General features: G+C 67.7%; 16 protein-coding genes. 3 read left to right on the top strand and 13 right to left on the bottom strand.

Annotated elements, in window-relative coordinates:
- Positions 1–362 (bottom strand): hypothetical protein (locus ACWXWW_RS03550; protein ID WP_455968790.1); only part of this gene is annotated, 362 nt, incomplete at its 3' end.
- Complete coding sequence (locus ACWXWW_RS03545) at positions 356–826, bottom strand: hypothetical protein (protein WP_455968789.1); 471 nt, start codon at positions 824–826, stop codon at positions 356–358. The genes ACWXWW_RS03545 and ACWXWW_RS03550, both read right to left, overlap by 7 nt.
- 45 nt (positions 827–871) lie before the next feature.
- Here ACWXWW_RS03545 and ACWXWW_RS03540 point away from each other — a divergent pair, with 45 nt between their 5' ends.
- Positions 872–1,012, top strand: coding sequence for a hypothetical protein (locus ACWXWW_RS03540; protein WP_455968788.1), 141 nt, complete (start codon positions 872–874; stop codon positions 1,010–1,012).
- Positions 1,009–1,449, top strand: coding sequence for a hypothetical protein (locus ACWXWW_RS03535; protein ID WP_455968787.1), 441 nt, complete (start codon positions 1,009–1,011; stop codon positions 1,447–1,449). Before ACWXWW_RS03540 ends, ACWXWW_RS03535 begins: the two co-directional genes overlap by 4 nt.
- On the opposite strand, the gene ACWXWW_RS03530 is transcribed toward ACWXWW_RS03535, so the two are convergent.
- From ACWXWW_RS03530 to ACWXWW_RS03515, 4 genes are read right to left on the bottom strand one after another with little or no spacing between them, the layout of a single operon-like run.
- A complete protein-coding gene (locus ACWXWW_RS03530; protein WP_455968785.1) occupies positions 1,446–2,702 on the bottom strand; it encodes a M23 family metallopeptidase in 1,257 nt (418 codons plus the stop codon). The genes ACWXWW_RS03535 and ACWXWW_RS03530 overlap by 4 nt on opposite strands.
- Complete coding sequence (locus ACWXWW_RS03525) at positions 2,692–3,831, bottom strand: hypothetical protein (RefSeq protein ID WP_455968784.1); 1,140 nt, start codon at positions 3,829–3,831, stop codon at positions 2,692–2,694. The genes ACWXWW_RS03530 and ACWXWW_RS03525 overlap by 11 nt, the downstream gene beginning before the upstream one ends.
- A 9-nt stretch (positions 3,832–3,840) precedes the next feature.
- Positions 3,841–4,602, bottom strand: coding sequence for a hypothetical protein (locus ACWXWW_RS03520; RefSeq protein ID WP_455968782.1), 762 nt, complete (start codon positions 4,600–4,602; stop codon positions 3,841–3,843).
- Between the two features lie 18 nt (positions 4,603–4,620).
- Positions 4,621–7,425: a phage tail tape measure protein gene (locus tag ACWXWW_RS03515; RefSeq protein WP_455968781.1), complete on the bottom strand. Its 2,805-nt coding sequence runs from the start codon at positions 7,423–7,425 to the stop codon at positions 4,621–4,623.
- Between the two features lie 32 nt (positions 7,426–7,457).
- Here ACWXWW_RS03515 and ACWXWW_RS03510 point away from each other — a divergent pair, with 32 nt between their 5' ends.
- The gene (locus ACWXWW_RS03510) at positions 7,458–7,640 is read left to right on the top strand and encodes a hypothetical protein (RefSeq protein WP_455968780.1); all 183 of its coding nucleotides are present in this window, start codon (positions 7,458–7,460) and stop codon (positions 7,638–7,640) included.
- Here ACWXWW_RS03510 and ACWXWW_RS03505 read toward each other — a convergent pair.
- The 7 genes from ACWXWW_RS03505 to ACWXWW_RS03475 all read right to left on the bottom strand — a co-directional run bounded on the left by ACWXWW_RS03505 (position 7,637) and on the right by ACWXWW_RS03475 (position 10,883).
- Positions 7,637–7,903, bottom strand: coding sequence for a hypothetical protein (locus ACWXWW_RS03505; RefSeq protein WP_455968778.1), 267 nt, complete (start codon positions 7,901–7,903; stop codon positions 7,637–7,639). The genes ACWXWW_RS03510 and ACWXWW_RS03505 overlap by 4 nt on opposite strands.
- Positions 7,900–8,586, bottom strand: coding sequence for a hypothetical protein (locus tag ACWXWW_RS03500; protein WP_455968776.1), 687 nt, complete (start codon positions 8,584–8,586; stop codon positions 7,900–7,902). The genes ACWXWW_RS03505 and ACWXWW_RS03500 overlap by 4 nt, the downstream gene beginning before the upstream one ends.
- 85 nt (positions 8,587–8,671) lie before the next feature.
- Entirely contained in the window at positions 8,672–9,214 is a 543-nt protein-coding gene (locus ACWXWW_RS03495; RefSeq protein ID WP_455968774.1) for an NUMOD4 motif-containing HNH endonuclease, read from the bottom strand.
- 69 nt (positions 9,215–9,283) lie between these two features.
- Positions 9,284–9,793: a phage tail tube protein gene (locus ACWXWW_RS03490; RefSeq protein ID WP_455968772.1), complete on the bottom strand. Its 510-nt coding sequence runs from the start codon at positions 9,791–9,793 to the stop codon at positions 9,284–9,286.
- Positions 9,794–9,796: 3 nt separating this feature from the next.
- Entirely contained in the window at positions 9,797–10,006 is a 210-nt protein-coding gene (locus ACWXWW_RS03485; RefSeq protein ID WP_455968770.1) for a hypothetical protein, read from the bottom strand.
- Complete coding sequence (locus tag ACWXWW_RS03480; protein WP_455968768.1) at positions 10,003–10,425, bottom strand: hypothetical protein; 423 nt, start codon at positions 10,423–10,425, stop codon at positions 10,003–10,005. Before ACWXWW_RS03480 ends, ACWXWW_RS03485 begins: the two co-directional genes overlap by 4 nt.
- Positions 10,422–10,883 (bottom strand): hypothetical protein, encoded by a 462-nt coding sequence (locus ACWXWW_RS03475; RefSeq protein ID WP_455968766.1) that lies wholly within the window; start codon positions 10,881–10,883, stop codon positions 10,422–10,424. Before ACWXWW_RS03475 ends, ACWXWW_RS03480 begins: the two co-directional genes overlap by 4 nt.
- Positions 10,884–10,893: the final 10 nt, after the last annotated feature.

Here is a 10,893-nt window from a genome sequence, read left to right as displayed (position 1 = left end):
ATCGGAGCACCCGCATCACCCGCCCCGTCGATCGGTGCGCCGACGTCCTCCACGTTGACCGAGAACACACCCTTCGGGGTGAACACGTTCTCCAGCGCCGCGCGGGTCTGGGAATCGAGCGCCGCCACGTACGTCGCGTACGCTTCGTCCGCCGCGACCGCGTTCACACCCGGAAGGCCCCGCGGGATGCGGAAGTTCGCGACCTTCGCCGTCTCCGGGCCCGTCAGGAACACCTCGGCAGGCTGATTCGCCGGCACCGACACCGCGTTCGCGTCTGCGAACGTCCCCGTGTCGCCCTTCGCGCCCTTCGCGCCCTCCGGCCCACGCAGGTAGCTGATGGGCGTCAGCTTCTCAGTCACCATGAGATCTCCCTCAGATAAAGCCACGTCGTCGACGGGTTGTAAGCCAACTGGTAGCGGGGCACGGGCGACATCCCCGCGTGCACGTCGGTCGAGACGTACACGAGCCCGATCCCCTGAATGATGTCGACGAGGTCACCGATCGGCCCCCCGACGTCCGGGAAGATCTTCACGGGCCACTCGAAGTAGCCGCGCGCCCGCTCCTCGGTCGGCTCGAGCTCCTGCCCCGGAGGCAGCCAGTCCGTGCACAGCGTGTACCAAAGGTCAGGGTCAGACGGTTCCGACCACACATCGACGGAGAACGCCCCCGACGACTGCAGGTCCGCGTACACCCGGTCCCCATCCATCGCATACGAGCTCCGGATGTGACCCTTGTTCGGCTTGAACCACAGTCGCTGCTGGAACTGGGCTGGCATGACCTTGAGCCCGTGGTCCCTGAGGTTCCCAGTGATCGTCACGAGTGGCATGGAATCCTCCTTGATTTGTGGCCACACTGGGCCTACAGTTGTCGCATGCCAGAGACCCCGATCCGCAAGGTCCGAATCGAGGACGACCTCTGGGAGGCGTTCACCCAACTCGCCCGCGAGAACGGGCAAACACCCAGCAGCCGCATCCGCCTGCTCATCACCGAAGACGTCCGGGAGAACTCATGAAGCGCGCGACCCTCGCCACGACCATCACCGCCGCAGCGGTCCTCGTCGGCGGCGGCGCGATCGGCGCCTACGCCCTCAGCACGCAGGACTCCCCCGCGCCGGTCGAGACCATCGCGGCCACCGAAACGCCGGCGCCCGATGCGACCCCGAGCGCGGTGCCGACTGCGGAGCCGACGCCAACGGGCACTCCGACCCCGTCGCCCTCACCCACACACAGCGCGGGCGAGGAAGGGCTCATCCTCATGACGCAGACTCGTGATCTCGCGAACCTCGAGCTGTCCGCCGATGAGATCCTCGAGCAGGCTCAGATCGTGTGCGCCGCCCGGGCTCAGGGCGACTACGACACCGTGGCATCGTTCTCTGGTGCTACCAAGCAACAGCTCGAGCAGTTCGCGACCGACGCGGGCTACTACGTCTGCGCCGAGTACGCCGACTAAGCGGCTGCCATGTAGGCCTCGAAGTCGTCGAGAGCGCTCGCCCCTGGGAACGAGCCCGTATACCCCGCTTTGAACGAGATGTGCGTGTGGGGCCCGTAGTACGCCTCCGACCCGAAACCGGAGCCTCCGGTGTAAGCCAGAAGGGTGGCCTGTTCGACGTGCTGCCCGACGGAAACGACGATGCTCGAGTTGTGCAGGAATCGGAACCAGTCGCCGGCATCCGTCACGAACGTCACATAGCGTCCCGTCGCTCCTGCAGGGCTCGTCTGCACCGCGGTGACTGTCCCAGGCCCCGGCGCCCATAGCGGCGCCCCGACAGGGGTCATGACGTCTACTCCGGGCTCCGCGGACCCGCGAGCGACGTGCGCGGCGAAGTCGTCGGAGATTCCGTAGACCGCGGGATCCGCGGGCCAGATGTATCCGTCGGGGTTTCCCGCCGGAGGGTTGCCAGGGTCGCCTCCGCCTCCACTCGAGAGCTTCACGAGTCGGTTGTTGGAGTCGAGGCCCAGGTAGGAGCCCCCGGCCCCGTTCGGGACACCGACAGCGTAGATTCCCTCCGCGAGGTTCGGGTTGCCGGCTTCCTGAAGGATGATCGACTTGGTTCCCGAGGCAACGGCTGCCTGCCCATCGCGGAGAGTGACGTGGACATCACCGGAGAACATCTCGATCTGGTTGTTCGTCGGGTTCGAGTACACCTGGGCGCCATTGTCGAACACGACCGCCCCGCCGCCCTCGGTCGGGTCGATCGTGAGGCTGCCCGCCCGGATCCTCCCGGTCGATCCCTCGACCACAACCCGGGCGCTCCCGACGCCGACTGTGATCGTGCCGTTGTTGTTCGGAGAGATCGTGACGTTGCCGACAATGATGCGCCCGCCCGACTGAACGACGAGATCCGCGAGGAGCTTCGTCAGGCCTCGCAGGGTGGTCTCGGCGGACACGTCGAGCGTCTTCTGGATCGTGACGTCCTCGGTAAAGTTCGCGTCACCGTCCTGGTTCCACACGCCGGTGGAGTCGACGTTGCCGGTGATCGTGCCCTTGCCGGACATGTTCCAGGGCCCGGACCAGTTGAAGATCCCTGAGCCGACCACGTTCCCGACGATCTCGAGAACCGCGCCCCCGAGGAGCCGGAGTCGCCCGCGGATGAACGTCATCATGCCGTCGGTGATCGACGACCGCTCGAGATACCGGGACCGCAGCATCGCGTCGTGCTTCGCGAGCGTCTCGCGGATCTTGGCCAGAGGATCAAGCGGCATAGTCCTCGACCTCCGGGCTGATCATCGTGGACAGGTCGAACCGGAGACCGGTGACCCGCTTGCGTGTGAGGCCGTCGTCGAGAGCGAGCCCGCCGTATGACCAGAGGTCGAGGATCCGTCCGGGCTCCGCGATCTGCGGCCCCTGCCCCCAGATCGCGAGCTGCATCTTCGTCGCTTCGGTGGGGCCCTTGTGCTTCGCGTACTCCGCGTTCGCGGCGTCCTGTAGGCGGGCCATCGCGGCGGCTTCCGCGGCGATGCTGGCCGGGTCGTCCGGGTGCCCCTGAGGTACCTCGATGTCGGGGTAGGTGACGAACGAGTCCCGCACCGGCTTGAGCGTTGCGCCCGACCCGGTCTGTGGCGCGTACGCGTACGGGCGCACCTGGCCCTGGCCGTTTCCGAACACACCGACGCCGGTGTATTCGTCGGTCCAGTCGTCCTCGCGCTCGAGCCCGGTGACGATCGACCCCGGCGCGCGAGCAGCGAGGTCCGTGACCGCGGAGTGCACGATCTTCGCTGCGACCCGTGTCCGGTACCGCACCTGGTCGCCCGAGAAGTATGGGCGGAAGTCGATCTCCTGCCCCATCGCGCGCACGATGTTCAGCAGCGTGTGAAGCGTTAGCTCTTCCTCGTGCCGAGCCTTCTTCGTGAACGTCCCCGCCCCATCCGGGGGAAGGTCGATCGGGAACAGCCACTCGCTCGACGGCGCCATGCACGCCTGCAGGAACGCTCGCACCGCGCCCTCGTACGACTTGTTGAGGACGTTCAGCGCCCCGTTCACCGGGTCGTACTGGTTCACGCCGAAGAACGTGCGGTCATCGAACATCGCGGACGGGAGCTCGCGGGTGCGGAGCACGCACTCGCCCGTGTCATCGATGAGCCGGCGCGCCTGGATCACACCCTGGTAGGCGCAGTACGTCGGGTCGTCCGCCCACCCGATCGCGATCCCGAACCTGTTGCCGTCGGTGATCTCCTTCAGCAGCGTCCGCGAGATCCCATGCGCGCGGATCGTGTGCGTCCCCGTGCCCTCACCGGTCAGCATCGTCGTCGCGCTGTTCCGGGAGAGCTCCACGGGCATCTCGATCTGCCCGGACCGCACCTCATGGATGTATGCCGTCCATCCGCGGTCCATGCGACCCCCTCAGAACGTGTCGGTCACCTTCACGACCAGCGACCCGGAGCCCGACACGGGCACGAGCGTGTGCTCGATGCCCGGCCCCTTCGGAACCGCCCAGATATTGCGCGGGTGCGCGTACACGCCGCGCTGCAGGACGCCGTTGCGGTACACGAGCCCGCCGTCGGCGAAGTCGATCGTGTGCTTCTGCCCGGCCGCGAGCGCCTGTGTGACGGTGAACGTCCCCAGGGGTGACTGGATCGCGTACCCGGACGGCATCGACCCGGTCACCTCGAAACTAGGGAGAGCGTCAGCCGTCCCACGGTGGAACGCGACCTGCCCTGAAGCCGACGTGCGTTCCTCGCCGTACCGGTAGCCGCCCGGCACGTACATGCGGGCTCGGTACCTCAGCGCCTCCCCGTAGCGGACAGGCTCGAACGTCGGCTCGCTATCCAACTGCGCGTCCGCCCACGTCAGCCCAGCAGGAGCCTGCACAGAGAACCGTGTCAGAGCACCGTTCCCGAGCACAGCCTCGAGCAGCTCCTGAGCCTTCTGCTGCTCAACTCCCGAGTGGGTGAAGCACAGCCCCTCCCACGCGGGAAGCCTCGCCTGCCGGAAGGTGGGCGCCGGGAAATCCCCGTCGCCCCACGGCCGCTCCTCGCGGTTCTGCTTCACCCCACCGCGCTCGATCCAGCCCGTCAGCTTCGACACCGTCCAGCGCACGCCGGGCGCTTCATGCCCGTACGCCATGAAGCCGAGAGGGGTCGTGATCAGCAACTCATCGGCCATCACGGCCCCCTCTCGACTTCACCCGAGTCCGAATGCGAACTCCTCCTGCGCGACCTGCGCGATACGCCGGTCAGACACACCAGGACGCTGATTGATGACCGGCGCGTACGTGACCGACTCACGCCCGCCACCGCCACCCGCGAGCACGTACTCCGGCGCCGGCCGGAACGCGCCGAGCTCCACGCCCGTCTGCTCCCAGATGTCCAGCGACCGCTCCCGGATAGCCGGGTCGAGGCTGATGTACGCCTCGTCGTACGCTTCCGCGAACTTGTGAATCCCGCCCGGCGTGTACGGGTAGATCCCAGATGCGTACCCGCCCGCGGCGAACTCCTTCGGCTTCCCGCCGGAGAAGTAGTTGCCCGTCGCGTTCGGTGTGATGATCCGGTTCCCCATGCGGCCGGACTCGCCGTCCTCCGCCCACACGACGATGCGAGACTCACGCGTCCGAGCCAGCCACTCGAGCGCCGACTCAGCCTCCGTGACACCGGTCAGCGTCACGGCCGTGTCGACGTTCTCCGGCACCAGCCCGAGCTTGTCGATGTACGCCTGCGCCGCCTCGCCCGTGATCCCGAACGCTTCGAGCTTCTCCTCGAGCGCGGCACGCCCATCCCGGATGACGCGTGCCGCGTCCTCCTCGTTGCCCGTCTGCTCGAGCGTCGCCGCGGCGAGATCGAGCGTCCGCTGCGCGAGCGCGTCGATCGCGGCTTCGTTCTCCCGGCCAGCCTCCGTCGACCGGTCCAGAATGCCGCCGTTCGCCTCGATCGATGCCGTCAGGTCATCGACCGCCTGCTCGAACTCCCGGTGCGCGGAACGGGTGTCCATCTCCGCGGAACCGAACCCGCGGATCGCGTCCGCGAGGGACTGCACCTTGCCTTCCGCGTCCTCCGCGGCCCCTTCGAGCCCGGCGAGCGCGTCAGCCTGTGCGCGCGCCTGCTCCTCAGCGCCGACGCCCGTTTCCGTCACCTGCTCCTGAGCGAGCGCGAGCAGCGTCTGCTGCCTCTCCGCCTCCGACAGCGCCGTGACGTTGATGCCCTGCGCCGTCGCCGCCTCGACCAGCTGGTCCTTGTAGTCCGGCATGAGCGACAGCAGCGCCCACAGCTTCCGGGACGAACCGTCCGTCTCGTCCGCGAGCAGTTGGAACGCCCTCTGTGCCGCCGGGAGATCCGACTGCGCGAGCGCGCCGAGCTCCTCACCGATGCCGGCGAGCGTCCGCTCAGCGGCGCTCGTGTCCGCACCCTGAGGGGTGAGACGGAGCCACAGGTTCTGCCACTGCGCGATCGACTGCTCGAGCACACCGTCGAGGTCCTGAAGCTGAGCGGCCGTGTCGCGCCAGTACTTCAGCTGCGACCCCTGCCCGCCCGTCGAGATGATGTCCGACGCGGAACCAGCCGTCTTCAGGCTGTTCTGCATCTCCTCCGACGACGCCGACACCTGGTCGATCGCGAACTTGAGCGCCTCGACGCCGAGAACGGCGCCGACCATCGCCATGCCCCACGGGCCCATGAGGAACGAGCGGAGGCCAGCAAGCCGGCCTTTCGCCTTGTCGCCCGTGAGCCCGAGAGTCTCAAGGCCCACCTTGAAGTCCGCGATCTGCGGGATCGCGAGCAGCGCCCCGCCAGCGAGCAGACCGATACCGCTCGCCGCGCCACCAGCCATCAGGCCGACCTGCTGCATCCAGTCCGGGAGCGCGTTGAAGTCGTTGACCATCCCGGTCAGACCCTGCACAAGCTCGCGCAGTGGCCCGTTCGCTCCGGAGCCCATCGTGATGAACGCCGAATCGATCGCGCCGGTGAGCTCTTCCCAATCGCCCTTGAGGTTGTCAAGTCGCGTCGCGGCGGTCTCCTGCGCGTACCCGGCGTCGTTGACCGCGTTCGTCCACTTCTCGACGGACTCCGCGCCGCCCTCGTACAGGATCGACGCGGCACGGATCGCGTCCTGCCCGAAGAGCTGCGCGAGGGCCGCGTTCCGCTGCTCCTCCGTCAGACCCTTCAGTCGCGTCTCGAGCTGCCCTGCCACGCCCTCGATGCCGATGAACTGGCCCTGCGCGTCGTAGAAGTCGAGCCCGAGCTCCTTCATCAGATCGGCGGCCTCACCGGTCGGGTTCGCGAGCCGGAGAAGCATGTTCCGGAAGCTGGTTCCGGCGTCGGACCCGAGCAGACCGGCCGATGCGAACATCGTCAGCGACCCCACCGTGTCGTCCAGGTCGAGGCCCATCTGAGCCGCGACCAGACCCGACTGGTTCAGCGCGTCCGACATCTCCTCGACGCCGCCCTGCGCCTTCCCCGCACCCGCGGCGAGAAGGTCCGCGACGTGCGTGACGTCCGTGCCCTTCAGCCCGAACTGGGTCATCGCGGACGCGGCGATCTCCGCGGCACGTGCGACCTCGATCCCCCCGGCCGCGGCGAGGTCGAGGGCGCCATCCAGCCCACCGCCGAGGATGTCGGATGTCGCGATGCCCGCCTTCGCGAGCTCCTCGATCGCGCCCGCCGCTTCGGAGGCGGAGTACACGGTCCGGGCGCCCGCGTCGATCGCCGCATCGCGCAGCAGATCCATGTTCGCGGCTGTCTCGTGCGTCGCCGCCTGGACCGCGGACATCTGCTGGTCGAAGTCCATGAACGACGACACGGCCATGCCGACGCCCACACCGACCGCCGCGCCGAACCCGACAGCCGCCGCACCGAGCTGGTTGAAGCTGTCCCGCTTCTGCGCGAGCTTCTCGAGCTCGGTGCCCGTCTCCCGCGTCTTCCGGGAAGCGGCGTCCATGCCCTGCATGTAGCCCTGCGCCTGCAGGATCAGACTGACCTTGACGGACCGATCGGCCATGTCGACCTCCCGTCAGTGGGTATGCTCAGCGCATGGCGAAGCTCGGGGCGCGGATAGCCGGAATCGGCATGGCCGTCGTCGCGGTCGGGATCGTCGTGCTCGTCATGGCAGGCGTCCTCGACCAGAGCGGCATGCTCGTGCTCGGCGGCACGGTCACGGCGATCGGGTTCGTCGCCGGCATCGTCGGCTGGTTCATCAACCAGTTCTCCGACTAGTGATCGACCCGCACAGGCGCGAAGATGCGCGCCCGTGACGGATGCTCCTTGAACTCCTGCTCGCGTGCTTCCACAGCCGAAGCGGAGAAGTCACGCAGCACGCGCACGTCGTAGTGGAACTTCGCGTGCGGGTTGTCCGGATCCGCGTCAGGAGAAGTCGCTTCATCCAACGGGATGCCGTACTGATTCAGCCCACGCTCGTGCTCTTCGAGAGCCGCGAGCAGCGCGTGCTGCTCAGCGTCGAACTCGGGCTCGCGCGTCACTCGGACGACGCGGCGCCCCTCTTCGTCGACGAGCTCTTCGTGAACTTCGCTCGGCTCCCAGCCCCAGAGGCGGCGCGGCGCGATCCCGAGCGAGCGCGCGACCCGGAGATCCCGAAGGAGTCCACGGTCTTCTCGGAGGCGTTCACGAAAGGGGCGACATCGACCTGCCCCGACGTGCGGTTCACGTTGATGACCGCCTGCGCGATCCGGTCGTGCTCACCGTCGGTCAGGGACTTGTTGATCGCCGCCCACTCGTCATCCGAGATCGGGTGCTCGTCGCCCTGCGCGTCCACGTACACGGCACTGTTCTTCGCGGCGTGCATGAAGAACACGGCCGGGTTGAACCGGCCCGTGTCCTGGCCCTTGCGGGGCGGGCACTCGAGCATCCACCCGTTGTACGTGTGCCGGTCGACGCCACGGATGCGGAGCGTGATCGACGCGTCCCGGATCTGCGCCTCGAGCTCGGCCACGAGCTGCTTCGCGGCCGTCACGATCGGGGCTTCAGCGGTGCCGCCCGCGAGGCGGTCGTCCTCGACCTGCTTCTGCGAGCGAGCAGCGGACTGTGCCCGGGACAGGCCGGCCATGGCCTCATCGCGGGCGTTCAGGAGGTCGAAGTCGAGGCAGATCAGCACGTCCTGAGACGGCATCGTGCGGGACTCGAGACGAGAGAGAAGATCAGACACGGGTCACTCCTTGGAAGTTGTCACGGGTGCACGGGGAGAACCTGCCGCCCGGCCCCGTGTAACCGGGCGGCAGGAGTAGAGGGCGTCAGGCGACGAGCTGCTTGAAGAACGCGTCCGCGCGATCCTGCGAGAACGGCTCGCCAGCGCGGCGTGCTCGGTTTCGCTCAGCAGCGCAGGAACGGCAATTCCGGCGTCCCTGCTTCAGGAAGGTCGAAACGAGGTTCGGCACCTCGAGACGATGCCCACGCGGGCAGTGCGTCCGTTGGATGCGCCCATGTGTGCCATGCCGCACCGAGTCGATCGCATTGGCGGACCGAGAGCCCCACCGGAGGTTCTCGAGTCGGTTGTTCGACGGGTCACCGTCGTTGTGGCAACCCTCCGCGCCGTGTGGGCGAGGCCCCACGAAGGTGGAGAGAACGAGCGAGTGGATGCGATGCTTCGTGACAACACCGCCGCGTGACAGGTTCACCTGTCGGTACCCGCCGTATTGCCCCTGGCTCAGCACCCGACCACGGATGAGCGCACCGTCCGACGCCCTCACCCGATCGAGACTGCGCACTTCGCCGGCGCTGCTGACCTCGTAGAGGCCTTCGTAGCCGGGAATCGCGCGCCAAAGTTCCTGGTTCATGGCTGTCCCTCCCGGAAACGCGGTTGGCGATCGGTGTCCGGGACCGCGGATACGGTCCCGGACACCCGGTCACGCCGCGACCAGCTGGCGGAACGACACCCACTCGCCGGTGACGAACAGCTTCTGCGTGATGCGATCGACGGCGTTGTCCTCGACCGGGACAACCGCCTGCACCCCGGCACGGACGGGAACCGCCTCGTACCAGTCGCCCACGGCGAACGTCGTCGCGTCCTCATCGACCTGCAGGAAGTGGACGATGACACCGACCGTGCCCTGCGCGAGCGCGATGCGCGCCTCGTCATCGGCCGGGGTGCCGAGGTTGAACGTGTACTGCACGTTCAGGGTGCGGGACACGGTGCCCGGCGTCTCGAAGTCCTGCACGGAGCAGTACCGGGCGTCGGCGGTCACGTTCTCCGTGAGACCCGACTGGAACCCGTTCTGCCGAGTCAGGTAGCAGGAGATGTTCTCCCCCGCGGTGACCTCGGTGACTGTGATCGCTTCGATGTTGCCGACGGTGCCCGGGATGAACACTGCGCGGCGCGTGCCCAGCGAGGGCACGGCGGTAGGGATGCGCTGCATGGCTTACTTCTCCTTCTCGGTGTCCACGGGGCTGGCGTTACGGCGGGCGGCGGTGCCGCCCTTGCTGAGGTTCGGCAAGGGTCGCCGGGGTCGGCTCGTCTCCGGGTACCGGTCCGACTTCACCGCGTCGTACTTCGAGTCGTCGAAGCTCTCCACGGGAAGGTCGAACTCGTGACCCGTCACCTTGTTCTTGACGCGCATGTAGCGGGTCATGGGATCTCCCTTACTGGGATCGAATGGAGGATGTAGCGCCGCACCGCGAAGAACTTCGGCGGGCTCACCGTCGTGTCCTTCGTGACCGGCTGGGTACCGGCCGGAGCGAGCGCGAAGCACCGCCTGCCGGGCACGGTGAGGATGTGATCGTTGAGCAGCGCGAGGACGCGGCCATCGACCCAGGTCGCCTGCCACCGGTCGTTCCCGACCGCGTGGATGGTGAAGGTGATGTCGACGTCCTGGTGCTCGCCGAGGATCGTGCGCGTCTCGAAGAACCCGGTGTCGTGCCACACGTTCACGTACCGTGTGGGCTCCCCCGTCACGTCCCCTTCGAACACGGACGTCGCGAGCTGCATGTCCGACCGGAGTCGAGCAAGCAGCGGCTTCACGTGCCGTTCGATCAGGTCGGGCTCGGTCACAGCCCGAGGCCCTTCAGCGCGTCATCGACAGCCCGGTCGATGCCCTTCTCGAAGTCGGCTTCGTTCGCCTGCAGGGCGCCGTGCATGATGCCCTGCGGCGGGTTGTTCACCGACCCGTACTCGATGAGGTTGCCGAGCGCTCCCTGCGGGCGGTCCTTGTCCGGCCCGATCTCCGCGAACAGCGTCGACGAGGTCGCCTGCGTCGCGCCGGTGAGGACCGACGCAGCCGCCTGAGCGACCGTCTGGTTCGTGGTCGCGCCGATGTCGTACGTGATCGAGTACGGGAACGCCGGCGCATGGTCCATGCCCTTCGCGTTCTCCCGCGCCGTGTCCCGCACGTTCCGGGCGGTGACCTCGATCGCCTGCCGTGCGTACTTCCCGGTGTTCTCCGGGACGTCACCGAGGTCGGCGCTCAGCTTCGAGAAGTCGGAGTTGTCAATGCGGATCTCGTCAGCCATCGGCGGCTCC

Source organism: Microbacterium sp. KNMS, from assembly GCF_053851835.1.
This window is presented reverse-complemented; position numbering and strand designations above follow the sequence as displayed.